Raw genomic sequence first — 25,181 nt, forward strand, 5'->3', positions numbered from 1 at the left:
GGAGCGCAAGCCGGGGAAATAGCTGAAGCGGTATTGCGGTTTGATGTCCCGGCTTGCGGCGTGAACGCCTTAGCCGGGCTACAACGTCCGCAGACGGCCATGAGCCCATAGCCGTCTGCCGAGTTTTGATGACGGCTGACGCGGGCGCATAAGCGTCAGGCGGCCGGTTTCTTGCTCATGCTGAAAATAAACAGCAGCGCGGCGCACAGCACCACGGAAGGCCCCGCCGGCGTGTCGTAGAACGCCGAGAAGGTCAATCCTCCGGTAACCGCAATCATTCCCACGCCAACCGCCACTCCCGCCATTTGCTCCGGCGTACGGGCAAAGCGGCGGGCCGTTGCGGCGGGAATAATCAACAGCGACGTGATAATCAGCGCCCCGACGAACTTCATCGCCACGCCGATGGTCAGCGCGGTCACCAGCATCAATAGCAGCTTGACCCGCTGAAGCTTAACTCCATCAACAAACGCCAGGTCCGCGCTAATGGTCATCGACAGCAGGTTGCGCCATTGCCAGAGCAGGATCGCCAGCACGATAACCACACCAATCGCAATGGAGATCAAATCTTCCGGCGTCACCGCCAGCAGATCGCCGAACAGATAGGCCATCAGATCGACGCGCACGTTTGACATCAGGCTGACCACCACCAGGCCCAGCGACAGCGCGCTGTGCGCCATGATGCCGAGTAGCGTGTCTACCGCCAGGTGGGGGCGTTTCTCCAGCCACACCAGGCCGCCCGCCAGCAGCAGCGTCACCGCGATGACCGCATAGAACGGATTGACGTTGAGCAGTAAACCAAAAGCCACGCCGAGCAGAGAGGCGTGGGCCAGGGTATCACCGAAGTAGGACATCCGGCGCCAGACGACGAACGATCCCAGCGGACCCGCCGCACAGGCGAGCATCATTCCGGCCAGCCAGCCGGGGAGCAGTAATTCAATCATTAACGGTCATTTCCCCGACGCAGTACAATCCGCCCCTGCAGGTCGTGGCGGTGGTTATGATGATGGCGATAGATCCCTAGCTGTTCCGCGCCGCGCTGGCCGAACATCGAGATAAATTCCGGGTGCATAGAGACCACTTCCGGCGCGCCGGAGCAGCAAATATGCTGATTCAGGCACAGCACTTCGTCGGTTTTGGCCATCACCAGATGCAGGTCATGAGAAACCATCAGTACGGCGCAATCAAGCTCCTGGCGCAGCTGGTTAATCAGATCGTAAAGCGCCACCTGGCCGTTGACGTCAACGCCCTGCGTCGGCTCGTCGAGCACCAGCAGCTGCGGCTGATTGAGCAGCGCCCGCGCCAGCAGTACCCGCTGGGTCTCTCCGCCGGAAAGCTTCTGCATAGGGGCGTCGATCAGATGCCCGGCCTGCACGCGCTTAAGCGCTGGCAGAATGTCGCGTTTGTGCGTTCCCGGACGTAAAAGCATAAAGCGGCTGACGGTCAGCGGCAGGGTAGCATCAAGGTGCAGCTTTTGCGGCACATAGCCGATCCGCAGATGCCCGTCGCGTTTGATAATCCCTTCCGAGGGTGCTACCAGCCCCAGAACCACTCTCACGAGGGTCGATTTACCGGCGCCGTTTGGCCCCAGTAAGGTTAAAATTTTGCCCGGCTTTAGCGTTAGCGAAATGTCAGACAGCACGCGCCTTTGGCCATAAACGACCGCGACGTTTTCCAGAGTTACAAGATTTGTCATATCAAATTAGAGGTTGCACAAGCCAGTGAATGTTATAATATCACATCTCTCTCATTCTATACGATGATTAGACGCATTATGTTACATAAAAATACGCTTCTTTGCGCTGGACTTAGCGCCGCTTTTTTGTTCGCCCATGCGCCGTTGGCCAGCGCCGCGGTTGTCACTTCCCTTAAGCCACTGGGTTTTATCGCTTCCGCTATCGCGGATGGGGTGACACAGACGCAGGTACTGCTGCCGGACGGGGCCTCGGAGCATGACTATTCGCTGCGGCCATCGGATGCAAAACGCTTACAGAACGCAGACTTAGTGGTCTGGATTGGTCCAGAGATGGAGGCGTTTATGGATAAGTCAACGCAAAGCATTGCGCCGAACAAAAAGGTGACGATTGCCGAGCTTGACGGCGTGAAACCGTTACTCATGAAAGGCACCGACGACGACGACGACCATCACGGTCATGACCATGGCGCCGGGGAAAATAGTGATGACGATCACCATCACGGCATCTATAACATGCATCTGTGGCTTTCCCCAGAGATAGCGCGCCTTTCGGCGGTTGCAATCCACGATAAATTATTGGAACTTATGCCGCAGAGTCGAGCCAAACTTGACGCCAACCTGAAGGATTTTGAGGCAAAATTAGCCGCAACCGACAAGCAGGTTGGGACCGAGCTGGCACCGCTGAAAGGGAAGGGATATTTCGTTTTTCATGACGCCTACGGCTACTTTGAAAAACATTACGGTTTGACCCCTCTGGGCCATTTTACTGTCAACCCTGAAATCCAGCCTGGTGCGCAGCGTTTACACGAAATCAGAACACAGCTGGTTGAGCAAAAAGCAACTTGCGTTTTTGCTGAGCCACAGTTCAGGCCAGCGGTCATCGAAGCTGTTGCCAGGGGAACGTCCGTGCGCATGGGAACCCTGGATCCACTTGGAATCGGAATTAAGCTGGGTAAAGATAGTTACCCGCAATTCCTGAGCCAGATGGCGAATCAGTATTCAAGCTGCCTGAAAGGAGAATAACGAGGAAGTGAATACGTGCAACAGATAGCCCGCGCTGTCACTCAGGCATTTAACAATCTGCCACGACCTCACCGCGTTATGCTGGGGTCGCTTAGCGTTCTTACATTAGCGGTCGCCGTCTGGCGGCCTTACATATACCACCATCCTGAATCCACCCCCATCACCAGAACCATCGAGCTGGAACAAAGCGAAATTCGTTCGCTGCTGCCAGAAGCTTCGGAACCCATCGATCAGGCGCCTCAGGAAGAAGAGGCTATCCCTCAGGACGAGCTGGATGACAAGGCGGATAGCGATTCCGGTGGCCACGAATATGTGGTCTCGACCGGCGATACGCTTAGCAGCATTCTTAATCAGTACGGCATTGATATGGGCGATATCGCCCGGCTCTCCTCGGTGGATAAAGAGCTGCGTAATCTGAAAATTGGTCAACAGCTCTCCTGGACCCTGACGGCGGACGGCGACCTGCAAAGCCTGACCTGGGAGATGTCGCGCCGCGAAACCCGCACCTACGATCGGGTTGCAAACGGTTTCAAAATGAGCAGCGAGCTGCAAAAAGGCGACTGGGTCAATAGCGTACTGAAAGGTACCGTAGGCGGCAGTTTCGTCGCCAGCGCTCGCGATGCCGGCCTGACCAGTACCGAAATCAGCGCGGTGATCAAAGCCATGCAGTGGCAGATGGACTTCCGTAAGCTGAAAAAAGGCGATGAATTCTCCGTGTTGATGTCGCGTGAAATGCTCGACGGTAAGCGCGAGCAAAGCCAGCTGCTTGGTGTGCGCCTGCGCTCGGAGGGTAAAGACTATTACGCGATCCGCGCTGAGGATGGCAAATTCTACGACCGCAACGGTACCGGCCTGGCGAAGGGGTTCCTGCGCTTCCCGACCGCACGTCAGTTCCGCGTCTCTTCGAACTTTAACCCGCGTCGTCTGAACCCGGTGACCGGCCGCGTCGCGCCGCATCGTGGCGTCGATTTTGCGATGCCGCAGGGCACGCCGGTGCTGTCGGTAGGGGATGGCGAAGTGGTGGTGGCTAAACGTAGCGGTGCGGCAGGTTATTACGTCGCCGTCCGTCATGGTCGCACCTATACCACCCGCTATATGCACCTGCGTAAGCTGCTGGTCAAACCCGGGCAGAAGGTGAAACGTGGCGATCGTATTGCGCTGTCGGGCAACACCGGGCGTTCTACCGGTCCGCATCTGCATTATGAAGTGTGGATCAACCAGCAGGCGGTCAACCCGCTAACGGCGAAACTGCCGCGTACGGAAGGGCTCAGCGGTTCCGACCGTACCGATTATCTGGCGCAGGCAAAACAGGTGATTCCGCAGCTGCGGTTTGACTAACCTTCCGTCAGTTAAAGCCGGTGCACGCTGTGCGCCGGCTTTTTCTTTTGTACGTTACTCAACGTATCGCTAAACTAACCCATTATCTTTATTGAGCGGAAATTCTGCGGATTGGGCATGGAAACGAAAAAAAATAATATTGAATTTATTCCAAAATTTGAAAAATCCTTTTTGCTACCGCGCTACTGGGGCGCGTGGTTAGGGGTTTTTGCCTTCGCCGGTATCGCTCTGACGCCGGCCTCTTTCCGCGATCCGATTCTCGGCAAAATGGGGCGCTTTGTGGGGCGCCTGGCAAAGAGTTCGCGCCGTCGGGCGCAGATTAACCTGCTGTACTGTTTCCCGGAAAAGAGTGAGCAGGAACGAGAAGCCATTATTGATGCAATGTATGCCTCCGCGCCGCAGGCGATGGTCATGATGGCGGAGTTAGGCCTGCGCGACCCGCAGCGCATTCTTTCTCGCGTCGACTGGCAGGGCAAAGAGATCATCGAGGAGATGCAGAGAAACAACGAGAAAGTGATCTTTCTGGTTCCCCATGCCTGGGGCGTGGATATTCCGGCGATGCTGATGGCTTCCGGCGGGCAAAAAATGGCGGCGATGTTCCATAATCAGGGCAATCCGGTATTTGATTACGTCTGGAATACCGTGCGCCGTCGTTTCGGTGGACGTATGCACGCGCGCAACGACGGGATCAAACCGTTTATTCAGTCGGTGCGTCAGGGGTACTGGGGCTACTATCTGCCGGATCAGGATCACGGCGCCGAGCACAGCGAGTTTGTTGATTTCTTTGCCACCTATAAAGCGACGCTCCCGGCGATCGGCCGTTTAATGAAAGTCTGCCGCGCCCGCGTCGTACCGCTGTTCCCGGTCTATGATGGTAAAACGCATCGTCTGACGGTGCTGGTGCGCCCGCCGATGGACGATCTGCTGGAAGCGGACGATAACACTATCGCCCGGCGGATGAACGAAGAGGTGGAAGTGTTCGTGAAGCCGCATACCGAGCAGTACACCTGGATCCTCAAGCTGCTGAAAACGCGCAAGCCGGGTGAAATCGAGCCCTACAAGCGTAAAGAGCTGTACCCCAGGAAGAAGCCGCATCAGGGGTGAAAATCGCAGCCAATGGCCTCACCGGGTTCATTGGCCGTATTGTTTGAGTAGCGCCAAATGATCGGCAACGAGCCGGTAACGATATTCCGGACGACCGGTGATGCCGTAATGGTTGGTGGTGTAGAGGATATTTATCTGCTCTAGCCAAATCAGATACTTGCGGCATGAGACCCGGGATATCTGCAGCGCCGCGGCCAGTTCATTGGTCGAAAAGTCACGTTCCTGCCAGGCGTCAATCCACTGGCACACCAGACGAAGCGTCTGCGGCGTAAGCCCTTTCGGCAAGCGGCGTGCGCTTTCCTGCTGCTGAACCCCGCTGCGCAGCAGGCTGTCCACATCGGCCTGGGCGTAGCTGGATTTCGCATTCTTCAGATCGCGCTTTTTACGCCATGACAACAGCGCCTCCTCAAAGCGCGGAAACTGAAACGGTTTAATCAGGTAATCGACCACGCCATAATGCAGCGCCGTCTGAACCGTGCACCTATCGGCAGCAGAGGTAATCATAATGACATCAATATTTCGCGCATCGGCGCGTAGCGCGGGCAGCAGATCCAACCCGTTCTCTTGCTGCATGTAGACATCCAGCAGCACCAGATCGACCTGCGCCAAATGGCTGAGCATCTCCCTGGCTTCGCGGACCGTGGGGGCCACGCCGCAGCAGTGGAAATCCGCCACCCGGCTGAGAAACAGCCGGTTCAGCTCGGCCACCATGGAATCATCATCGACAATCAGCACATTAATCATGCGGGGTTTCCCGGTGCGGCGGGAAGCCGGCGCGCTTCCCGTAATATGTGTCTGGGATGGCGATCAAAATGGCGATCGTTTATACGCGGTGTAGCGCGCTCGCCAGAACATTTTATCGATATTCGCGGCCAGCTGAGCCTCGTCAATCTGCGGCGCGACGCCATCCTGCTGAGCCGCGCGTGCGACCTCTGCGGCAATTGCCCGGGAAATCATCTCAATCTCGTCGACCGGCGGCAGTAATCCGCCGGCGTCGCGGGTGGCCAAAGGCGAGTGGGCGGCCAGGGTTTTACTGCAGGCGATAAGCATCCCTTCGGTCACGCGCGCCGCTTTGCTGGCCAGAATCCCCAGCCCCAGACCGGGGAAAACATAGGCATTGTTGCACTGTGCGATATCGTAGGTCTTACCGTCATAGAATACGGGCGCGAACGGGCTGCCGGTGGCAATTAGCGCATTCCCCCGGGTCCATTCCAGCAGATCCTTCGGCTGGGCTTCGGCGCGGGAGGTCGGGTTGGACAGCGGCATAATAATCGGACGCGGGCAGTGCCGGTGCATCTCTTTGATAATCTCTTCGCTGAACAGTCCCGGCTGGCCGGATACGCCAATCAGTACGGTGGGATGGACGTTGCGTACAACATCCATCAGCGACAGGTGGGCCGCACTGGTATCCCAGCGGGTAAGATTTTTCCGCGGCGTGACGTGGCCCTGCTGGAAGTCCAGCAAATCCGGCATCTCATCGGTCAACAGGCCAGGGCGGTCGACCATAAAGATGCGATTGCGCGCTTCCTGCTCTGAGAGCCCGTCATCAACCATCAGCGCAATGATTTTTTCCGCTATCCCGCATCCGGCTGATCCGCTGCCGAGAAACACCACGCGCTGATCGCGGATCCGCGTACCGGCAGCAGCGGCGGCAGCGATCAGCGTACCTGAGGTCACGGCTGCCGTGCCCTGAATATCATCGTTGAAACAGCACAGCTGGTGACGATAGCGGTTAAGAAGCCGGGTGGCGTTTTTTTGCGCAAAATCTTCGAACTGTAGTAGCACATTGGGCCAGCGCTGCGTGATGGCATGGACAAACATGTCCATAAATTCCATGTACTGCTCGTCGCTTATACGCGGATGACGCCAGCCCATATACAGCGGGTCCTCAAGATGCTGGGCGTTGTTGGTGCCCACGTCCAGCATAATGGGGAGCGTTGATGCCGGGTGTATACCCCCGCAGGCTGTATATAACGAGAGTTTACCAATCGGGATCCCCATGCCGCCAATCCCCTGGTCGCCGAGGCCAAGAATGCGCTCGCCGTCGGTCACCACAATAACGTTGATATCATTGCGGGAAAAGCCCTGCAGCATCTCATCAATGTTGTGACGGTTAGGCCATGAAATAAACAGACCGCGTCCCCGGCGATAAATTTCAGAGAAGTGTTCACATGCTTCACCTACCGTTGGGGTATAGATGATCGGCAGCGTTTCTTTCATATGGCTGCGCAGCAGATTATAGAATAGGGTCTCGTTAGTATCCTGAATATTTCGCAGGTAGATATGGCGCGAAATATCCCGTTTAAACTGGCAAAACTGCCCCCACGCGCGCGCGGTTTGCTCTTCAATCGTTTCGACATTATGCGGCAGCAGACCCTGAAGATTAAACGCGGTCCGTTCACCTTCAGTAAACGCGAGACCTTTATTTAATAACGGGTTTTCCAGCAGCACGGCGCCGTTATAGGGCGTATATAAGGTTTCTGTGGCTAACATTTGATGACTCCTGAATATCATAATAAATAATTTCCGGAATTCTTCGGGCTTTATTTCAGTGATTAAGAGATTAAATAAATCATGAATCCTTCAGTGACGACGCCCACTGCGGTACCGAGCAAAATAGAGGATGAGGCGGGCTCGATATAGGTATCGCTGCGCAGGGCAAACATCCCTGCCGCAATGGCGGAAGGCGTCGCGCCGATGATAATGACCTGCTGCATCAGGCTATGGCTGAGCCCGAAGGCGAGGCCGGCTACGGCCATCATGGCCGGCTGGAGCAGATTCTTGATGCTGATATTGGTACAGGTTTGAATATTGACCGTAGGACGTTCGCCGTAAAATAGCAGCCCAAGGGCGAACAGGGAGAGGCCGCCCGCCACTTTTCCCACCATCTCAATGGGCATGCTCAGCATGTGCGGCAGCTGTACTCCGGCAAGGCTGAGCAGTACCCCGGAAATCGGTATCCAGACGATCGGGTTTCGGACGGCTTTAAACAGGTTTTGCAGGATAAGCCGCAGCGGATTAGGCTGTTCCGCGTCAGCGCGGCCGCGCTTGTCACCCATGCGAATCAGGATGATGGTCAGGGGGATCATCAATACGCTGGTCACCAGGTTACCGATAAGCACGCCGAGAAAACCCTCCGGACCAATCAGCACCGCAAGCACGGGAGCGCCAAAGTAGGCCATGTCGGGGAACGCGCACACCAGGGACTGAATCGCGCTGGTTTTAATATCATGACGAAAAACATAGCGTGAGATCAGGAGCGTGAGGATATATGACCCCATCAGACCGATGACTAACACCGCCATAAAGGTGAAGTTTTTCATCTTATCGGGATGAGTATTCAGTGCGCCGATAAAAAGATGGAAGGGAAGCGCGAAACGAATGACCACCGTGGCCAGTACGGACGCATCCTCGCGGCGGGTATAGCCCAGCTTACCGCTTAGCCATCCGAGCAGCATGATAAACACCAGGGGAAAAAGGGATTCTAAGAGCAGTGAAGGCATAAGATGTCCTGAAAATATATTATCGGCTACGTTGTGTTTTTTTAATCTAGCGATCCCATAATATTTAAAAGGTGATAGTCATCACAGTCGCTGGGGTTTAAATAATTTCGCCTTAAATACTTTACTTACAAATAGAGAAAAAAGGACAGAATCATCACTTTATCTCTCTGCTATTCAGTTATACCGATGCCGGTAACTTTAGTTTCAGGGTAATAAATTAAATTACTTAAAATAAATATTATGCTTTAGTCACAAAGCACGACAGTAAAACCTGGATTTTATTTTTTAATGTTAACGTCCTGTGCTAACGTTTTTTTTGTTTCATTGGTATTTTGCCTGGCACTTTTTTATTTATTTGATTGCGCGCTTTTAATATTGCGTCGATACCCTACGTGACATCATTATTCAGGTAAAAATATGGAAAATAACTCACTCAACCACCCGATAGATAAAACGCTGCCGAGCGGGCAGGCGCCACGACTTTTATCCAATATTGAGGTCGGCGCCGTGCCGTTGGTGCTCTTTATCGGGATAGCCGCAATTGTTGCCATCTCCGCGACCGCAGGCCTGCTGCCGAAGAACATGATTGGCGGTCTGGCGGTAATCATGACCCTGGGGTTCGCGCTGGCTAAAATTGGCCGAATGGTGCCAATCCTCAAGGAGGTTGGCGGCCCGGCCATTTTGTGCCTGATGACGCCGTCGGTGCTGGTCTATTTCGGCATGTTCGAAGCGCATACCCTCGATACCGTGCACTTGCTGATGAAAGAGGCCAACCTCCTCTATTTCGTCATCGCCTGCCTGGTCGTCGGCAGCATTCTGGGCATGAACAGAACCATCCTGATTCAGGGAATGGTACGTATGTTTGTCCCGCTGGTGGTGGGGACCGGGGCGGCGATCTTAACCGGCCTGCTGGTGGGCAGCCTGGTTGGCTATAGTTTCTACCACACCTTTTTCTTTATTATCGTGCCGATCATCGGCGGCGGTATCGGTGAAGGGATCCTGCCCCTCTCGCTGGCCTATTCAGCTATTCTCGGGCAAACGCCCGACGTTTACGTGGCGCAGCTGGCGCCGGCTGCCGTGGTGGGCAACATTTTCGCCATCATCTGCGCCGGTTTTCTGGCGCGCATGGGGACGCGACGTCCTTCGCTCTCCGGCAGCGGAATGCTGATCCGCAGCCATGAAGATAACAGCGTCTTTGCGCAAAATCAGCGCGCGCAGCCCACGGATTTCCAGCTGATGGGGGCCGGATTATTAATGATTTGCGCGTTTTTTATCGTCGGCGGTCTGCTGGAAAAGGTGGTGCATATTCCGGGGCCGGTGCTGATGATTCTGGCCGCGGTATTTTGCAAATACGCGAAGGTTATCCCGGCGGCGATGGAACTGGGGGCGCACAGCTGCTACAAGTTCGTCTCCGCCGCGCTGGTTTGGCCGCTGATGATAGGCCTGGGAATGCTGTATGTTCCTCTGGAAAGCGTGGTCGCGGTCTTCTCGGTTGGCTACGTGGTGGTTTGTGGCTCAATCGTCATTGCGATGGCGCTAAGCGGCTTTCTTATCGCTTCTCGTCTGAATATGTACCCGGTCGAAGCGGCCATCGTCACCAGCTGCCACAGCGGGCTTGGGGGGACGGGAGACGTTGCCATTCTCTCGGCATCAAACCGAATGGGATTAATGCCTTTTGCCCAGATAGCCACCCGTATCGGCGGCGCGTCGACGGTGATTACCGCCACGCTATTGTTGAGCTGGCTTGCGTAGTTTAGCGGGCGAGGGGGCAAAAAAATACCTGCCAGCTGCGGCGCTGGCAGGTAGGTGGAGAGGCTTACTCGACGGTCAGAATGCGGGTGGTGTTGGTGCTACCGATGGTGCTCATCACGTCACCCTGAGTGACGATAACCAGGTCGCCGGTCACCAGATAGCCTTTATCACGCAGCAGCGTTACCGCGTCGTGCGCAGCGGCTACGCCTTCATTGACGCTATCGAAATGCACCGGGGTCACGCCGCGATACAGCGCGGTCAGGTTCAGCGTGCGCTCGTGGCGAGACAGCGCGAAAATCGGCAGGCCGGAGCTGATGCGGGAAGTCATCAGCGCGGTCCGACCGGATTCCGTCATGGTAATGATAGCGGTGACGCCCTTGAGGTGGTTCGCCGCGTACATGGCGGACATCGCAATGGCTTCTTCCACGTTATCGAACTGAATGTCCAGGCGGTGCTTGGAGACGTTGAGGCTGGGGATTTTTTCCGCGCCGAGGCAGACGCGCGCCATCGCGGCAACGGTCTCAGACGGATACTGGCCCGCGGCGGTTTCTGCCGACAGCATCACGGCGTCGGTGCCGTCCAGCACGGCGTTCGCCACGTCCATGACTTCGGCGCGGGTTGGCATCGGGTTGGTGATCATCGACTCCATCATCTGCGTCGCGGTAATGACCGAGCGGTTCAGCTGACGGGCGCGGCGGATCAGCGCCTTCTGGATGCCGACCAGCTCCGGATCGCCGATTTCCACGCCGAGGTCGCCGCGTGCCACCATGACAACGTCGGAGGCGAGGATCACGTCATCCATCGCGTCCTGATCGCATACCGCTTCCGCGCGCTCGACTTTGGCGACGATTTTGGCATCGCAGCCGGCATCGCGCGCCAGGCGACGAGCGTAGTTCAGGTCTTCGCCGCAGCGCGGGAAGGAGACGGCCAGGTAATCGACGCCAATTTTGGCGGCGGTGATGATGTCCGCTTTGTCTTTCTCCGTCAGCGCTTCTGCCGAGAGGCCGCCGCCCAGCTTGTTAATCCCCTTATTGTTGGACAACGGTCCGCCGACGGTGACTTCGGTGAACACCTTCATGCCCTGAACTTCCAGGACCTTCAGCTGTACGCGGCCGTCGTCCAGCAGCAGAATGTCGCCCGGAACCACGTCAGCCGGGAGCCCTTTATAGTCGATGCCGACTTTCTCTTTGTCGCCTTCGCCTTTACCCAGGTTTGCGTCGAGGAGGAATTTATCGCCGATATTGAGGAAAATTTTGCCTTCTTTGAAGGTGGAAACGCGGATTTTCGGCCCCTGTAGGTCACCGAGAATCGCGACATGACGGCCCAGTTTCGCCGCAATCTCACGGACTTTATCCGCACGGATCTGATGATCCTCCGCGGTGCCGTGAGAGAAGTTCATACGTACCACGTTAGCGCCTGCGGCAATAACCTTCTCAAGGTTGTTATCGCGGTCGGTAGCCGGGCCTAAGGTAGTCACGATTTTGGTTCTGCGAAGCCTTCTGGACATGTAATACTCCGTTGACTGAAACAACTTTGGTGTTGCGTGAACATGGATTCGGTAGCGCCGACGAGCAAAGTCGCTATACCGGAACGTTACCGACGGTGTAATAGGATAGTGCTTTGTTTCTACTTTTATTGGTCATTGCTGTGTACGCTGAGCTCTTTATCAAAGCGCGATTCCTTGAGCGCTTCCTTGACCCTCTTCAAGTTATCTCTGAATTTTGCTCCCCGCCGCAGGGTGAAGCCGGTCGCCAGGACATCAATCACCGTCAGCTGCGCTAAGCGGGAGACCATCGGCATATAGATATCGGTATCTTCCGGTACGTCCAGGGTAATCGCCAGCGTTGATTCCCGGGAAAGCGGCGTGCCGGGGGAGGTAATCGCGATCACCATCGCATCGTTTTCGCGGGCCAGCTGAGCCAGCTCCACCAGGCTTTTAGTCCTGCCGGTATGCGAGATGATCACCACCACATCATCGTCATTACAGTTCATACAGCTCATGCGTTGCAGGACGATGTCGTCGGAATAGATCACCGGCACGTTAAAACGGAAAAACTTGTTCATCGCGTCGTGGGCGACGGCGGCCGAAGAGCCCAGGCCAAAAAAGGCGATTTTCTTCGCCTGCGTGAGCAGGTCAACCGCGCGATTGATCGCCGACATGTCGAGAGAATGATGGACCTGATCTAAACTGGCCATGGCTGACTCAAATATCTTTCCCGTATAGGACTCAACGCTGTCGTCTTCATCGACGTTGCGGTTAACATAGAGCGTACCGTGCGCCAGGCTTTGTGCAAGATGCAGTTTGAAATCCGGGAAACCGCGCGTTTCCAGGCTGCGGCAGAAACGGTTAACCGTGGGCTCGCTGACGCCGGCTTCCAGCGCCAGGGCGGCAATACTTGAATGAATGGCCTGCGCGGGGGTAGCAAGGATGACTTCCGCCACTTTGCGTTCAGATTTGCTAAGGTGTTCCAGCCGGGACTGGATTTTTTCCAGCATATTCATGGGTAATCGGGCGCTCATCAATGGAAGCGATTTCATTAATGGGTGAAATCATCAGGCGTTTTAGCAAGAATATACCCCTCCGTAGTCGGAAACGGTGAGGAATGACCTGAAAATATGTTGTTTTTTTTCATTACATGATCAGAGTCGTATTTTACTAACTGATAATCGGTCGAAACAACGAACAATATTAGCCGCATGCCCAAAATCTCAGCCTCTATTTTCCACCCAGTGCGATTTAGCAGCGGGAACGGCCGCTGAGGGTTTCGGGAAATTCGTAAACACAGTACGATGCAGTGAAAGAAAATTACAAATACAACTATAGTCTGGCATAAGCACCGGGCTATCAACTAAGGAGAATGACATGGCGGTAACGCAAACGGCCCAGGCATGCGATCTGGTCATTTTCGGCGCGAAGGGTGACCTGGCGCGACGTAAATTGCTGCCTTCCCTGTATCAGCTTGAAAAAGCGGGCCAGATCCACCCTGACACCCGCATCATCGGCGTCGGTCGCGCCGACTGGGACAAAGACGCTTACACCAAGGTAGTCCGTGAAGCGATGGAAACCTTCATGAAGGAGAAAATCGATGAAGGTTTGTGGGAGACCCTGAGCGGGCGTCTGGATTTTTGTAACCTTGACGTCAACGATACCAAAGCGTTTACTCGCCTGGGCAAAATGCTCGATCAAAAAGAGCGGGTGACCATTAACTATTTCGCCATGCCGCCGAGTACCTTTGGCGCGATTTGCAAAGGTCTGGGTGAAGCGAAGCTGAACGCCAAGCCGGCCCGCGTGGTGATGGAGAAACCGCTGGGTACCTCCCTGGAAACCTCCCGCGAGATCAACGATCGGGTGGGTGAGTTCTTTGAAGAGTGCCAGGTCTACCGTATCGACCACTATCTGGGTAAAGAGACGGTGCTGAACCTGCTGGCGCTGCGCTTTGCCAACTCGCTGTTCGTCAATAACTGGGACAGCCGCACCATCGATCACGTCGAGATCACCGTGGCGGAAGAGGTGGGCATTGAGGGCCGCTGGGGCTACTTCGATCAGGCCGGGCAGATGCGCGACATGATCCAGAACCACCTGCTGCAAATTCTGTGCATGATTGCCATGTCCCCGCCGTCAGATTTGACTGCCGATAGCATCCGCGATGAAAAAGTGAAGGTGCTGAAATCGCTGCGCCGCATTGACCGCACCAACGTGCGTGAAAAAACGGTGCGCGGCCAGTACACCGCCGGTTTTGCCCAGGGCAAAAAAGTGCCGGGCTACCTCGAGGAAGAGGGGGCCAACAAGTCCAGCCATACAGAAACCTTCGTGGCGATCCGCGTGGATATCGACAACTGGCGCTGGGCGGGCGTACCGTTCTACCTGCGTACCGGTAAACGTCTGCCGACCAAGTGTTCCGAAGTCGTGGTTTACTTCAAGACGCCGGAACTGAACCTGTTCAAAGAGACCTGGCAAGAGCTGCCGCAGAATAAGCTGACCATTCGTCTGCAGCCGGATGAAGGGGTGGATATCCAGGTGCTGAACAAAGTTCCCGGACTTGACCACAAGCATAACCTGCAGATCACCAAGTTGGATCTGAGCTACTCGGAAACCTTTAATCAAACCCACCTGGCGGATGCCTATGAGCGCCTGCTGCTGGAAACGATGCGCGGTATCCAGGCGCTGTTCGTCCGTCGTGATGAAGTGGAAGAGGCGTGGAAGTGGGTCGATTCCATCACTGAAGCCTGGGCTGCCGATCGTGATTCGCCGAAACCGTATCAGGCGGGTACCTGGGGGCCGGTTGCCTCCGTGGCGATGATCACCCGCGACGGTCGTTCGTGGAACGAGTTTGAGTAATCGCCAGCTCCTCCGTCAGGGTTATTTTACCGGTAACATGATCTGACGCAGCAAGTCGCGTAATTTTTAATCTTTTAAGCCCCGGAGGATTCACCCCCGGGGCTTTTTTTATTACACTGCCTGCAGATATTTTGCCCCTGAGCCCCAGTACTGGTGCCCTAAGCCCCTAAAAGTACCGCTAAAGCGCTGCGGCCGGACAGATGAAATTTGAGGAGCCTTTATGAATTCTGAAATGTTACGGGTAACAAATCGCATCATCGAACGCTCGCGCGATACCCGCGAAGCCTACCTCGCCCGGATTAACCAGGCCAAAACCGACACCGTTCATCGCGCCCAGCTGGCATGCGGTAACCTGGCCCACGGCTTTGCCGCCTGCCAGGCGGATGACAAAGCCTCGCTGAAAAGCATGCTGCGCAATAACATCGCCATTATTACCTCCTACAACGATATGCTGTCCGCCCACCAGCCCTATGAGCGCTATCCGGACATTATCCGCAAAGCGCTGCACTCCGCGAACGCGGTAGGCCAGGTCGCCGGCGGCGTTCCGGCGATGTGCGATGGCGTGACGCAGGGGCAGGATGGGATGGAGCTGTCGCTGCTCAGCCGCGAAGTGATTGCCATGTCCGCCGCGATTGGCCTGTCGCACAACATGTTTGACGGCGCGCTCTACCTCGGCGTCTGCGATAAAATTGTCCCCGGCCTGGCGATGGCTGCGCTGTCGTTCGGCCACCTGCCGTCCATCTTTATCCCTTCCGGGCCGATGGCCAGCGGCCTGGCGAATAAAGAAAAAGTGCGCATTCGTCAGCTCTATGCGGAAGGCAAAGTGGATCGTATGGCGCTGCTGGAGTCCGAAGCCGCGTCTTACCATGCGCCTGGCACCTGTACCTTCTACGGTACCGCCAATACCAACCAGATGGTGGTTGAGTTTATGGGGATGCAGCTGCCCGGATCGTCATTCGTGCATCCGGATGCGCCGCTGCGCGAAGCGCTGACCGCCGCCGCCGCCCGCCAGGTGACCCGCCTGACCGGCAACGGTAACGAGTGGATGCCGCTGGGCAAAATGTTTGATGAAAAAGTGGTGGTCAATGGGATTGTCGCGCTGCTGGCAACCGGGGGGTCCACCAACCACACCATGCACCTGGTGGCTATGGCGCGGGCGGCAGGGATCATCATTAACTGGGATGATTTCTCCGATCTCTCTGACGTGGTGCCGCTGCTGGCGCGCCTCTACCCGAACGGCCCGGCGGATATTAACCACTTCCAGGCGGCTGGCGGCGTGCCGGTGCTGGTGCGCGAGCTGCTGAAAGGCGGCCTGCTGCATGAAGATGTTCACACCGTGGCCGGCTTCGGCCTCTCTCGCTACACCATGGAGCCCTGGCTTAATAACGGCGAACTTGACTGGCGCGAAGGGGCGACCGCGCCGCTGGACGAACAGGTTATCGCCACGTTTGACAAACCGTTCTCTCGCCACGGCGGCACCAAAGTGTTGAGTGGTAACCTCGGACGCGCGGTCATGAAAACCTCCGCCGTGCCGGTTGAAAACCAGATTATTGAAGCTCCTGCGGTGGTTTTCGAGAGCCAGCATGACGTACTGCCCGCCTTTGAAGCGGGGCTGCTCGACAAAGATTGCGTGGTTGTCGTCCGTCATCAGGGGCCAAAAGCGAACGGCATGCCAGAATTACATAAACTTATGCCGCCACTTGGTGTATTATTGGACCGCCGTTTCAAAATTGCGCTGGTAACCGATGGTCGTCTCTCCGGCGCATCAGGCAAAGTGCCATCGGCAATCCACGTGACGCCCGAAGCGTACGATGGGGGCCTGCTGGCCAAGGTACGCGATGGCGATATCATCCGCGTCAACGGCCAGACGGGCGAGCTAACGCTGCTGGTCGATGACGCAGAGCTGGCCGCGCGTCAGGCGCATATTCCTGACCTGAGCGGTTCGCGCGTGGGAACCGGCCGGGAAATGTTCGGTGCGCTGCGTGAGAAACTCTCCGGAGCAGAACAGGGCGCAACCTGCATCAATTTTTAAGACGATTCGATTTATAGATCTGGCGAGAGAAAATCTGATGAAAAACTGGAAAACAACTGCAGAAGCAATCCTCACCTCCGGTCCGGTAGTACCGGTAATCGTGGTGAAAAAGCTGGAACACGCTGTGCCAATGGCGAAAGCGCTGGTTGCAGGCGGCGTACGCGTACTGGAAGTGACCCTGCGTACCGAGTGCGCGATGGACGCTATCCGCGCGATCGCCAAAGAAGTCCCGGAAGCGATTGTCGGTGCCGGTACCGTCACTAACGTTGAGCAGCTGAAAGAAGTGACCGAAGCGGGCGCGCAGTTTGCTATCAGCCCTGGCCTGACCGAATCCCTGCTGAAAGCGGCGACCGGCGAAGGCACTATTCCGCTGATCCCGGGGATCAGCACCGTATCCGAGCTGATGCTGGGTATGCAGTATGGCCTGAAAGAGTTCAAATTCTTCCCGGCGGAAGCAAACGGCGGCGTGAAAGCGCTGCAGGCGATTGGCGGCCCGTTCGCGCACATTCGCTTCTGCCCGACTGGCGGCATCTCTCCGGCGAACTATCGCGACTATCTGGCGCTGAACAGCGTACTGTGCATCGGCGGCTCCTGGCTGGTGCCGGCGGATGCGCTGGAAGCCGGTGATTACGACCGTATCACCAAACTGGCTCGTGAGGCGGTAGAAGGCGCGAAGTAATCTTCGCGCACTCACCAGAGGCCCGGTCTGCGACCGGGCTTTTTTTTACCCTGCGACCACGACCGCTGACGCCGCCGCTTTGGCGCGCGCAACAGCTTCCTCAACGTTATCGGCTATCGCCAGCGTCACGCCCAGACGACGCGAACCGTCAATTTCCGGCTTGCCGAACAGACGCAGCTGCAGTCCCGCGCCGACCGCGGCCTGAATATTGCTGAAAGTGACGTTCTGGCTGGTTAGCTGCGGCAGGATCACCGCCGAGGCCGCCGGGCCGTACTGGCGAATCGCGCCAATCGGCAGGCCGAGGAAGGCGCGAACGTGCAGGGCGAACTCGGATAAGTCCTGTGAAATCAGCGTGACCATACCGGTGTCGTGCGGGCGCGGCGAGACTTCGCTAAAAATCACCTCATCACCGCAGACGAACAGTTCGACGCCGAACAGGCCGTAGCCGCCCAGCGCCAGCACCACTTGACGGGCGATTTCCTGCGCGCGTTCCAGCGCCAGCGCGCTCATCTGCTGCGGCTGCCAGGATTCACGATAGTCGCCATCTTCCTGGCGATGACCGACCGGCGCGCAGAAGTGTACGCCATCCGCGGCGCTGACGGTGAGAAGGGTAATCTCGAAATCAAAATTCACCACGCCTTCAACGATAACGCGTCCGGCTCCGGCGCGGCCGCCCTGCTGCGCATACTGCCAGGCGTCAGCCAGCTGTTCGCTGGAATGAATAAAGCTCTGGCCTTTACCCGATGAGCTCATTACCGGCTTGACGATGCACGGCAGGCCTATCCCGGCGACGGCTTCGCGGAAGGCGGGTTCGCTGTCGGCAAAACGGTAGGCGGAGGTCGGCAGCTTCAGCTCTTCAGCTGCCAGGCGGCGGATCCCTTCGCGATTCATGGTGAGCTTTGCCGCGCGCGCGGTGGGGACGACTTTCTGCCCGGCCTGCTCCAGCGCGACCAGTGTATCGGTGGCGATGGCCTCGATTTCCGGCACGATAAAGTCAGGTTTTTCCTGCTCAATCAGCGCCTGCAACGTTTCGCCGTGCAGCATATTGATGACGTGCGAACGGTGTGCGACCTGCATGGCCGGAGCGTCAGGGTAACGATCGACGGCGATGGTCTCAATTCCCAGGCGCTGGCATTCAATGGCCACTTCTTTACCCAGTTCGCCGGAACCTAACAACATTACCTTTGTTGCCGCAGGGCGCAGTGCCGTACCTAATACAGTCATAACTCTCTTCCGCAGTAAAAAAACATGCGCCGCATTATAAACGAAAACGTTTGCGCATGTCTTTATGCGCGTCATTTGAGTTCGGGGAAGAAATTTGATATACTGTATAAAAATACAGTACTGAGAGGCTGCATCATGGCGGTTGAAATTAAATATGTAGTGATTCGCGAAGGTGAGGAAAAAATGTCTTTTGCCAGCAAAAAAGAGGCCGATGCTTATGACAAAATGCTCGATCTGGCGGAAGTACTGAACGACTGGCTGGTTGAATGCCCGCTAACGCTCGATGAAGAGCAGCGCGATAGCATGGCGATGTGGCTGGCCGAACGTAAAGACACCCTCAACCATATTTTGCGCTCCGGTAAGCTGCCGGAAGCCGAGGGCGCCGCCGAGGCGCCAGCCGATCGCGCAGAAGCAGAAGAGGGCGACAAGACCGACGACGTCGTCGAATCTGAAGCTCCGGCGCCGGCGAAGCCGCGCAAAGCGAAAGCGGCCTGAGCTACGCTGCCGCCACCAGCGGTTCTGGCGGCAGGCTCCCGCGCTTCCCGGCGCGACATTTGCTCATCTTTAGCTGCCGATAACGTTTCCTGACGTCGCGTCGTTTAGGCTGGTGGTATCGCTTATCGCGCAACGAGGAAATGTATGGCTAACTGGCTTAATCAACTGCAGTCTCTGCTGGGTCAGCAGGGACGGTCTTCTTCATCTGACGATCAATCAAGCGGCAAAAATTTACTCCTGCCGGGCGCGCTCGGCGGGCTGGCCGGGCTGCTGGTCGCCAGCAAATCATCGCGCAAGCTGTTAGCCAAATACGGCACCGGCGCGCTGCTGGTCGGCGGCGGCGCGGTTGCGGGCAGCGTTTTATGGAATAAATATCAGCAGAAGATGCGCGCCAGCGCGCAGCAGGCATCGGCTGATGTCGCGCCCGCACAGGCGCCATCTCCCGCACCGGCCGAACTCGACGCCCGCAGCGAACGGCTGATTATGGCGCTGGTCTTCGCCGCCAAAAGCGATGGACATATTGACGAACGCGAGCGGGCAAATATCGAAGAGCAGCTGCGTGCGGCAAACGTCGACGTCCAGGGCCGGGTGTTAATTGACCGGGCGCTGGCGCAGCCCCTCGACCCGCAGAGCCTGGCGCAGGGCATCAGCAGCGAGCAAGAGGCGCTTGAAGTTTACTATATCAGCTGCGCGGTCATTGATATTGACCACTTTATGGAACGCAGCTATCTGAACGCCCTCGGCGAAGCGCTGAAGCTCCCGCAGGAAGTGCGTGAGGATATCGAACGGGATATTCAGGCGCAAAAACAGGCCGTAACGCTCTAAATCCGCACGTTTCGCTTGCATCGCTGGCGACTTTTGCCACCCTTATATATTGTGTAGTCACGTCACCCTTCAGGCTGCTTTGAAGCAGCCTGAAATTTTTAGTACTCAATACAAGCCGCAGAAGAATAAGCAGATGCCACCAAAAGCGAAACGGATCCCCCATGCCATGACATTACATGGCGACACGCGAATCGATAATTACTACTGGCTGCGCGATGACGATCGCTCGCAGGCGGAAGTGCTGGATTATCTGCGCCAGGAAAATGAGTACGGCAAAAAAGTGATGTCTTCGCAAAGTAGCCTGCAGGACAGGGTACTCAAGGAGATTATCGACCGTATTCCGCAGCGCGAAGTGTCAGCCCCCTACAGCAAAAATGGCTATCGTTACCGTCAGGTCTACGAACCGGGCTGCGAGTACGCGATTTATCAACGCCAGCCGGTAGTCAAAGAGGAGTGGGATGAATGGGACGTCCTGCTTGACGGCAACCAGCGTGCGGCCGGCAGCGAATTCTATACCCTCGGCGGATTAGGCGTTTCGCCCGACAACAGCCTGATGGCGGTGGCGGAAGACTATCTCTCCCGACGCCAGTATAGCCTGCGCTTCTTTCCCTTAAACGACGACCGGCAATTTGCGGAAGTGCTGGAGAACGTCTCGCCTGATTTTGCCTGGAGTAACGATTCGCAGACCCTGTGGTACGTGCGTAAACATCCCACCACGCTGCTGCCGTATCAGGTCTGGCGCCACCGTCTGGGGACGCCGGCCAGTGCGGATGTTCTGGTGTATGAAGAGCAGGACGATACTTTTTACGTCAGCGTACACAAGACGACTTCCCAGCAGTTTGTGGTGATCTATCTGGCCAGCGCGACCACCAGCGAAGTGCTGCTGCTCAATGCGGAAATGACCGACGCCGAGCCGGTCTGTTTTCTACCGCGGCGTAAAGATCATGAATATAGCCTCGATCACTATCAGCACGCTTTCTATCTGCGCTCTAACCGTGAGGGTAAGAACTTCGGCCTTTATCGTACTACCCTGCGCGATGAGCAGCAGTGGGAGACCCTGATCGCGCCGCGTCACGAAGTCATGCTGGAAGGATTTACCCTGTTTACCGACTGGCTGGTTGTGGAAGAGCGCCAGCGCGGGCTGACCAGCCTGCGTCAGATCAATCGTAAGACAAGAGAGTCCCAGGGCATTGCCTTTGACGATCCGGCCTATGTGACCTGGCTTGCCTATAATCCGGAGCCGGAAACCGCCCGCCTGCGCTACGGCTACTCCTCTATGACGACGCCGGATACGCTGTTTGAGCTGGATATGAATACCGGCGAGCGGCGGGTGCTGAAACAGCAGGAAGTCAAAGGGTTCGATGCCAGCCACTACCGCAGCGAGCATCTGTGGATCAACGCCCGCGACGGCGTCGAAGTCCCGGTCTCGCTGGTCTACCGTCATGAACATTTCCGCAAGGGCGCCAGCCCTCTGCTGGTGTACGGCTACGGCTCCTACGGCGCAAGCATGGATGCGGATTTCAGCGCCAGCCGCCTGAGCCTGCTCGACCGCGGCTTTGTGTTCGCTATCGCCCATATTCGCGGCGGCGGCGAGCTGGGACAGCAGTGGTACGAAGACGGTAAGTTTTTGTGCAAGAAAAATACCTTCAACGATTATCTCGACGTCTGCGATGCGCTGCTGGCGCAGGGCTACGGCGATCCGCGTTTTTGCTACGGCATGGGCGGCAGCGCCGGCGGTATGCTGATGGGCGTCGCGGTGAACCAGCGGCCGGAGCTCTTCCACGGCGTGGTGGCCCAGGTTCCCTTTGTCGATGTCCTCACCACCATGCTCGATGAGTCGATTCCGCTGACCACCGGCGAGTTTGAAGAGTGGGGGAATCCGCAGGATGAAGCCTATTACCGCTATATGAAAAGCTACAGCCCGTACGACGGCGTGCAGGCTCAGGCGTATCCGCATTTGCTGGTCACCACGGGCCTGCATGATTCGCAGGTACAATACTGGGAGCCGGCAAAATGGGTGGCAAAACTGCGCGAGCTGAAAACCGACGATAACCTGCTGCTGCTGTGTACCGATATGGATTCCGGCCACGGCGGTAAATCCGGCCGCTTCAAAAGCTATGAAGGCGTGGCGCTGGAGTATGCGTTTCTGATTGGCCTGGCGCAGGGGACGCTGCCGGGCCAGGCGGAGGTATAGCGCCGATTACTCCCCGAGATAGTGCTTCAGCGTCAGGCGCAGCTCGGGGCTCATGCGATCCAGGTTATTAAACAGCCAGCGTAAATAGCCAGGATCGTTTTCCGCCACTTCCGAGACCGGCTTGCCGCGGTATTTGCCGAAGGTAAAGGTGGAGAGCAGCGCCGGGCGGCCGGTAATGGTCGCCATCTCCTCAGGCGTCCAGCCGGAGGTGTTGATGATATCGAGCAGCAGGGCCGCGGTGATATAGCAATCGTACAGCGCCCGGTGATGATGCAGTCCCGGTGGCGTCGCGACGCTGAGCTTGCGCGATTTATACAGCCCCATATTGCTGTACTTGATGCCTGGCCACAGGCGGCGCGCCAGCTTCATCGTGCAGATCCACTCGCCCTGCATTTCCGGCAACACCCGGCGGTCAAAGCTGGCGTTATGGGCGACATACCACGGACTGCCCATATACAGCGGCACAATCTCCTCGATCCACGGCTTATCGGCGACCATCTCTTCGGTGATATGGTGAATCGCCATCGCCTGCGGGCTGATAGGCCGGTCGGGGCGAACCAGGTGGCTCATGGGATTGGTGATGTGTCCGTCGACAATATCTACCGAGGCGATTTCAACAATGCCTCCCTGCAATCCGCAGGTTTCTGTATCGATTACGCGCAGCATGGCTCGCTCCAGGCCAAAGAAACCAGCGTAATAGAATGCGCGGGTCTTGCCAACGTGGATGTCCGCAGGGGACGGGAATTATTTCTGTTTCGGTTCATAGGGCAGGCGAGAGAGCGAAACGGAGGCCAGTCGATGGGCGATCAGACGTTCGCGAAACCAGCCGCGCAGATGCTCGGGCTGTTCTCTTTCGACTAAGTCAGCCACCACCGGCATATTGTAGCGTTCTTTAAACGCGACGCCCGCCGCGGCGAGATCGACATTCACTTTGTCCATCTCCTCCTGGGATAGTTTAGCCAGGTTCTTTTCCATCGGTTTCTCCTCTGATAACGCCGCAAAAAGTACTAAGCACGCGGCAAAAAGGCAAGTCTCAGACGCTTAGCTCGACTGCGCCATTATACAGGGTTATTCTCTGTGCTACATACATAACAAAAAGGAATGACAACTATGCCAATCATCGCCGGGCGCGCGCTGCGTCTGTCTCTGTTTCTCGCCGGTTGCCTGACCGCAGCAGGCGCATCGGCCCACGCCCATCTACAACAACAGCTTCCGGCGGCCAATACCGTGGTGAACGCTTCACCGCAGGCGCTGACCCTGAACTTCTCCGAAGGCATCGAAACGCAGTTTAGCGGCGTAACCCTCACCGGGCCGCAGCAGAAGACCATCACCCTCGGTAAACCCGTCCGCAGCGACAGCAATAAGGCTCAGCTGACGGTACCGGTTGAGCAGGCGTTGACGCCGGGCGAATATACCGTTAACTGGCACGTGGTCTCCGTAGATGGCCACAAGACGAAAGGGCAATACACCTTTACCGTGAAGTAAGCCGATGCTGAGTGGAGTCTATGTCAGCTTACGCTTTATCCATTTCATTTCGCTGATCGTCGCTTTCGGCTGCGTCCTCTACGGCGCATGGTGGGCGCCGGTGGCCTTACGTCGTTTGATGATGCAGCGCTTCTATCCGCTGATGCGCTATTTATTATCAGCAAGCGCGCTGTCGGCGCTGCTGATGCTGATGGCGCAGGGCGGCTTGATGGGCAACGGCTGGCCGGACGTCTGGCAGCCGGCTATCTGGCAGGCGGTGGCCGGAACGCAGTTTGGCAGCGTGTGGGTATGGCAAATTTTACTCGCCTTTGTGGCGCTGGCGGTGGTCTGGCTGAAGCCCCGGCGACCGGGACGTTTGCTGCTGGTGCTGTTTTGCGCTCAGCTGCTGCTGTTGGCCGGCGTCGGGCATGCCGCAATGAACGATGGCTGGCTGGGGATAGTGCAGCGAACCAACCATGCGCTTCATCTGTTTTGCGTGGCCAGCTGGTTTGGCGGTCTGCTGCCGTTTATCTACTGTCTTCGCCTGGCGCACGGTCGCTGGCGGCAGGCGGCCATCTGCAACATGATGCGTTTTTCGCGCTACGGGCATCTGGCGGTTGTCGGCGCCATCGCCAGCGGCGTGGTAAATGCGCTGCTGATCCAGGGCGGACTTATCAGCGCCTCGCCCTGGGGGCGTATGCTGTTGTTCAAATGTGCGCTGGTGGCGGCAATGGTGGCAATTGCGCTGGTGAACCGGTATGTTCTGGTGCCACGCATGTCGGCAGGCGGAACGCGAGCGGAGCAGCCCATCGTGCGCACCACGCAGATAGAAATTGCGCTGGGGGCGCTGGCGCTATTTGCCGTCAGCCTGTTTGCCACCTGGGAACCTTTCTGAATAAACTGGTTAAATCATGAAAAAAATCGTTCTGACAATGTTGTTACTGGCAAGTTCTGGCGCTGCGCTGGCGGCACCGCAGGTGATTACCGTAAGCCGCTTTGAGGTGGGTAAGGAGAGCTGGGCGTTTAACCGCGAAGAGGTGATGCTGACCTGCCGTCCGGGCAACGCGCTGTTCGCCATTAATCCCAGTACCCTGGTGCAGTACCCGCTAAACGACATCGCCGAACAGCAGATGAAAGACGGTAAAACCAACGCGCAGCCGATTTCTGTGATCCAGATTGACGATCCGCAGCAGCCGGGACAAAAAATGAGCCTGGCGCCCTTTATTGAGCGCGCGCAGAAGCTCTGCTGATCGCCGCCTGCATCCCGCTGTATTTACATGAAAAAAACCGCCATCCCCCGATACCGGGCGTGGCGGTTTTTTGTTGGCATCAGCAATTTTGATACGAATTATTCGTCCACTTTTGTCGCGGACTGGAAAACCTGACACGGTAAACTATTCTTATAAGGCAAGGCGACTTAGCCTGCATTAATGCCAACTTTTAGCGCACGGCTCTCTCCCAAGAGCCATTTCCCTGGACCGAATACAGGAATCGTGTTCGGTCTCTTTTTATCTGT

The 25,181-nt window shown here is 56.7% G+C and carries 23 protein-coding genes; 13 read left to right on the forward strand and 10 right to left on the reverse strand.

The genetic code is table 11. The features are described from left to right. Window positions 1-155 precede the first annotated feature (155 nt). Both znuB and znuC read right to left on the reverse strand, forming a co-directional pair. A complete protein-coding gene (gene znuB / locus JLG71_RS10395; protein WP_116279953.1) occupies window positions 156-941 on the reverse strand; it encodes a zinc ABC transporter permease subunit ZnuB in 786 nt (261 codons plus the stop codon). Next, complete coding sequence (gene znuC / locus JLG71_RS10400) at window positions 941-1,693, reverse strand: zinc ABC transporter ATP-binding protein ZnuC (protein WP_014229853.1); 753 nt, start codon at window positions 1,691-1,693, stop codon at window positions 941-943. The genes znuB and znuC overlap by 1 nt, the downstream gene beginning before the upstream one ends. A 78-nt stretch (window positions 1,694-1,771) precedes the next feature. Between znuC and znuA the strand changes: the two genes are divergently transcribed. The 3 genes from znuA to lpxM all read left to right on the forward strand — a co-directional run bounded on the left by znuA (window position 1,772) and on the right by lpxM (window position 5,158). Then, window positions 1,772-2,716 carry a zinc ABC transporter substrate-binding protein ZnuA gene (gene znuA / locus JLG71_RS10405; protein ID WP_064391868.1) on the forward strand — a complete coding sequence of 315 codons (945 nt, stop codon included), beginning with the start codon at window positions 1,772-1,774 and terminating at the stop codon, window positions 2,714-2,716. A 15-nt stretch (window positions 2,717-2,731) separates the two neighbouring features. Beyond that, window positions 2,732-4,054, forward strand: coding sequence for a murein DD-endopeptidase MepM (gene mepM / locus JLG71_RS10410; RefSeq protein ID WP_004852121.1), 1,323 nt, complete (start codon window positions 2,732-2,734; stop codon window positions 4,052-4,054). Between the two features lie 117 nt (window positions 4,055-4,171). Further along, window positions 4,172-5,158 carry a lauroyl-Kdo(2)-lipid IV(A) myristoyltransferase gene (gene lpxM, locus JLG71_RS10415; protein WP_064375493.1) on the forward strand — a complete coding sequence of 329 codons (987 nt, stop codon included), beginning with the start codon at window positions 4,172-4,174 and terminating at the stop codon, window positions 5,156-5,158. Between the two features lie 27 nt (window positions 5,159-5,185). Here lpxM and dcuR read toward each other — a convergent pair whose 3' ends face one another. The 3 genes from dcuR to JLG71_RS10430 all read right to left on the reverse strand — a co-directional run bounded on the left by dcuR (window position 5,186) and on the right by JLG71_RS10430 (window position 8,661). Further along, the gene (gene dcuR, locus JLG71_RS10420; RefSeq protein ID WP_025106122.1) at window positions 5,186-5,902 is read right to left on the reverse strand and encodes a two-component system response regulator DcuR; all 717 of its coding nucleotides are present in this window, start codon (window positions 5,900-5,902) and stop codon (window positions 5,186-5,188) included. Window positions 5,903-5,965: 63 nt separating this feature from the next. Next, window positions 5,966-7,651 carry an NAD-dependent malic enzyme gene (locus JLG71_RS10425; RefSeq protein ID WP_048260997.1) on the reverse strand — a complete coding sequence of 562 codons (1,686 nt, stop codon included), beginning with the start codon at window positions 7,649-7,651 and terminating at the stop codon, window positions 5,966-5,968. A 62-nt stretch (window positions 7,652-7,713) separates the two neighbouring features. Further along, window positions 7,714-8,661: an AEC family transporter gene (locus JLG71_RS10430; RefSeq protein ID WP_025106124.1), complete on the reverse strand. Its 948-nt coding sequence runs from the start codon at window positions 8,659-8,661 to the stop codon at window positions 7,714-7,716. A 417-nt stretch (window positions 8,662-9,078) separates the two neighbouring features. Here JLG71_RS10430 and JLG71_RS10435 point away from each other — a divergent pair, with 417 nt between their 5' ends. After that, window positions 9,079-10,413 carry a 2-hydroxycarboxylate transporter family protein gene (locus JLG71_RS10435; RefSeq protein ID WP_046878051.1) on the forward strand — a complete coding sequence of 445 codons (1,335 nt, stop codon included), beginning with the start codon at window positions 9,079-9,081 and terminating at the stop codon, window positions 10,411-10,413. A 64-nt stretch (window positions 10,414-10,477) separates the two neighbouring features. Here the strand turns inward: JLG71_RS10435 and pyk are convergent, their stop codons facing one another. Beyond that, window positions 10,478-11,920, reverse strand: coding sequence for a pyruvate kinase (pyk, locus tag JLG71_RS10440; RefSeq protein WP_004852109.1), 1,443 nt, complete (start codon window positions 11,918-11,920; stop codon window positions 10,478-10,480). A 125-nt stretch (window positions 11,921-12,045) separates the two neighbouring features. After that, window positions 12,046-12,951, reverse strand: coding sequence for a MurR/RpiR family transcriptional regulator (locus tag JLG71_RS10445; protein WP_161505349.1), 906 nt, complete (start codon window positions 12,949-12,951; stop codon window positions 12,046-12,048). A gap of 325 nt (window positions 12,952-13,276) precedes the next feature. Here JLG71_RS10445 and zwf point away from each other — a divergent pair, with 325 nt between their 5' ends. From zwf to JLG71_RS10460, 3 genes are all read left to right on the forward strand, one after another. Continuing rightward, window positions 13,277-14,752, forward strand: a complete 1,476-nt coding sequence (zwf, locus tag JLG71_RS10450; RefSeq protein ID WP_004122041.1) for a glucose-6-phosphate dehydrogenase — start codon at window positions 13,277-13,279, stop codon at window positions 14,750-14,752. 220 nt (window positions 14,753-14,972) lie between these two features. Continuing rightward, the gene (edd, locus tag JLG71_RS10455; protein WP_025106126.1) at window positions 14,973-16,784 is read left to right on the forward strand and encodes a phosphogluconate dehydratase; all 1,812 of its coding nucleotides are present in this window, start codon (window positions 14,973-14,975) and stop codon (window positions 16,782-16,784) included. 37 nt (window positions 16,785-16,821) lie between these two features. Further along, complete coding sequence (locus tag JLG71_RS10460; protein WP_004103368.1) at window positions 16,822-17,463, forward strand: bifunctional 4-hydroxy-2-oxoglutarate aldolase/2-dehydro-3-deoxy-phosphogluconate aldolase; 642 nt, start codon at window positions 16,822-16,824, stop codon at window positions 17,461-17,463. Between the two features lie 45 nt (window positions 17,464-17,508). Here JLG71_RS10460 and purT read toward each other — a convergent pair whose 3' ends face one another. Continuing rightward, window positions 17,509-18,687 carry a formate-dependent phosphoribosylglycinamide formyltransferase gene (gene purT / locus JLG71_RS10465; protein ID WP_064405640.1) on the reverse strand — a complete coding sequence of 393 codons (1,179 nt, stop codon included), beginning with the start codon at window positions 18,685-18,687 and terminating at the stop codon, window positions 17,509-17,511. Between the two features lie 135 nt (window positions 18,688-18,822). On the opposite strand from purT, the gene JLG71_RS10470 reads away from it, so the two are divergent. From JLG71_RS10470 to ptrB, 3 genes are all read left to right on the forward strand, one after another. Beyond that, the gene (locus tag JLG71_RS10470; protein WP_025106127.1) at window positions 18,823-19,182 is read left to right on the forward strand and encodes a YebG family protein; all 360 of its coding nucleotides are present in this window, start codon (window positions 18,823-18,825) and stop codon (window positions 19,180-19,182) included. Between the two features lie 144 nt (window positions 19,183-19,326). Next, window positions 19,327-20,007, forward strand: a complete 681-nt coding sequence (locus tag JLG71_RS10475) for a tellurite resistance TerB family protein (protein ID WP_032750391.1) — start codon at window positions 19,327-19,329, stop codon at window positions 20,005-20,007. Between the two features lie 133 nt (window positions 20,008-20,140). Continuing rightward, complete coding sequence (ptrB, locus tag JLG71_RS10480; protein ID WP_033836507.1) at window positions 20,141-22,201, forward strand: oligopeptidase B; 2,061 nt, start codon at window positions 20,141-20,143, stop codon at window positions 22,199-22,201. 6 nt (window positions 22,202-22,207) lie between these two features. On the opposite strand, the gene exoX is transcribed toward ptrB, so the two are convergent. Together exoX and JLG71_RS10490 are read right to left on the reverse strand one after the other, a co-directional pair. Next, on the reverse strand, window positions 22,208-22,867 hold the full coding sequence (exoX, locus tag JLG71_RS10485) for an exodeoxyribonuclease X (RefSeq protein ID WP_014229839.1): 660 nt from the start codon (window positions 22,865-22,867) through the stop codon (window positions 22,208-22,210). A gap of 78 nt (window positions 22,868-22,945) precedes the next feature. Then, window positions 22,946-23,176 carry a DNA polymerase III subunit theta gene (locus JLG71_RS10490; RefSeq protein WP_004103351.1) on the reverse strand — a complete coding sequence of 77 codons (231 nt, stop codon included), beginning with the start codon at window positions 23,174-23,176 and terminating at the stop codon, window positions 22,946-22,948. A gap of 135 nt (window positions 23,177-23,311) precedes the next feature. Between JLG71_RS10490 and yobA the strand changes: the two genes are divergently transcribed. The 3 genes from yobA to JLG71_RS10505 are packed head-to-tail and all read left to right on the forward strand — an operon-like array spanning window position 23,312 to window position 24,915. Beyond that, window positions 23,312-23,686: a CopC domain-containing protein YobA gene (gene yobA, locus JLG71_RS10495; protein ID WP_014229838.1), complete on the forward strand. Its 375-nt coding sequence runs from the start codon at window positions 23,312-23,314 to the stop codon at window positions 23,684-23,686. A gap of 4 nt (window positions 23,687-23,690) precedes the next feature. After that, the gene (gene copD / locus JLG71_RS10500) at window positions 23,691-24,560 is read left to right on the forward strand and encodes a copper homeostasis membrane protein CopD (protein WP_200914191.1); all 870 of its coding nucleotides are present in this window, start codon (window positions 23,691-23,693) and stop codon (window positions 24,558-24,560) included. Window positions 24,561-24,576: 16 nt separating this feature from the next. Beyond that, window positions 24,577-24,915 carry a YebY family protein gene (locus tag JLG71_RS10505; protein WP_004103344.1) on the forward strand — a complete coding sequence of 113 codons (339 nt, stop codon included), beginning with the start codon at window positions 24,577-24,579 and terminating at the stop codon, window positions 24,913-24,915. Window positions 24,916-25,181: the final 266 nt, after the last annotated feature.

Source organism: Klebsiella michiganensis (genome assembly GCF_015139575.1).
In the GTDB taxonomy this organism is placed as follows: Bacteria; Pseudomonadota; Gammaproteobacteria; order Enterobacterales; family Enterobacteriaceae; genus Klebsiella; species Klebsiella michiganensis.

Excerpts from the sequence above, each read along its gene's own strand:
- znuB (WP_116279953.1), bottom strand. The coding sequence starts at position 941 with ATGATTGAATTACTGCTCCCCGGCTGGCTGGCCGGAATGATGCTCGCC.
- znuC (WP_014229853.1), bottom strand. The coding sequence starts at position 1,693 with ATGACAAATCTTGTAACTCTGGAAAACGTCGCGGTCGTTTATGGCCAA.
- znuA (WP_064391868.1), top strand. The coding sequence starts at position 1,772 with ATGTTACATAAAAATACGCTTCTTTGCGCTGGACTTAGCGCCGCTTTT.
- lpxM (WP_064375493.1), top strand. The coding sequence starts at position 4,172 with ATGGAAACGAAAAAAAATAATATTGAATTTATTCCAAAATTTGAAAAA.
- dcuR (WP_025106122.1), bottom strand. The coding sequence starts at position 5,902 with ATGATTAATGTGCTGATTGTCGATGATGATTCCATGGTGGCCGAGCTG.
- JLG71_RS10425 (WP_048260997.1), bottom strand. The coding sequence starts at position 7,651 with ATGTTAGCCACAGAAACCTTATATACGCCCTATAACGGCGCCGTGCTG.
- JLG71_RS10430 (WP_025106124.1), bottom strand. The coding sequence starts at position 8,661 with ATGCCTTCACTGCTCTTAGAATCCCTTTTTCCCCTGGTGTTTATCATG.
- JLG71_RS10435 (WP_046878051.1), top strand. The coding sequence starts at position 9,079 with ATGGAAAATAACTCACTCAACCACCCGATAGATAAAACGCTGCCGAGC.
- pyk (WP_004852109.1), bottom strand. The coding sequence starts at position 11,920 with ATGTCCAGAAGGCTTCGCAGAACCAAAATCGTGACTACCTTAGGCCCG.
- JLG71_RS10445 (WP_161505349.1), bottom strand. The coding sequence starts at position 12,951 with ATGAAATCGCTTCCATTGATGAGCGCCCGATTACCCATGAATATGCTG.
- zwf (WP_004122041.1), top strand. The coding sequence starts at position 13,277 with ATGGCGGTAACGCAAACGGCCCAGGCATGCGATCTGGTCATTTTCGGC.
- edd (WP_025106126.1), top strand. The coding sequence starts at position 14,973 with ATGAATTCTGAAATGTTACGGGTAACAAATCGCATCATCGAACGCTCG.
- JLG71_RS10460 (WP_004103368.1), top strand. The coding sequence starts at position 16,822 with ATGAAAAACTGGAAAACAACTGCAGAAGCAATCCTCACCTCCGGTCCG.
- purT (WP_064405640.1), bottom strand. The coding sequence starts at position 18,687 with ATGACTGTATTAGGTACGGCACTGCGCCCTGCGGCAACAAAGGTAATG.
- JLG71_RS10470 (WP_025106127.1), top strand. The coding sequence starts at position 18,823 with ATGGCGGTTGAAATTAAATATGTAGTGATTCGCGAAGGTGAGGAAAAA.
- JLG71_RS10475 (WP_032750391.1), top strand. The coding sequence starts at position 19,327 with ATGGCTAACTGGCTTAATCAACTGCAGTCTCTGCTGGGTCAGCAGGGA.
- ptrB (WP_033836507.1), top strand. The coding sequence starts at position 20,141 with ATGCCACCAAAAGCGAAACGGATCCCCCATGCCATGACATTACATGGC.
- exoX (WP_014229839.1), bottom strand. The coding sequence starts at position 22,867 with ATGCTGCGCGTAATCGATACAGAAACCTGCGGATTGCAGGGAGGCATT.
- JLG71_RS10490 (WP_004103351.1), bottom strand. The coding sequence starts at position 23,176 with ATGGAAAAGAACCTGGCTAAACTATCCCAGGAGGAGATGGACAAAGTG.
- yobA (WP_014229838.1), top strand. The coding sequence starts at position 23,312 with ATGCCAATCATCGCCGGGCGCGCGCTGCGTCTGTCTCTGTTTCTCGCC.
- copD (WP_200914191.1), top strand. The coding sequence starts at position 23,691 with ATGCTGAGTGGAGTCTATGTCAGCTTACGCTTTATCCATTTCATTTCG.
- JLG71_RS10505 (WP_004103344.1), top strand. The coding sequence starts at position 24,577 with ATGAAAAAAATCGTTCTGACAATGTTGTTACTGGCAAGTTCTGGCGCT.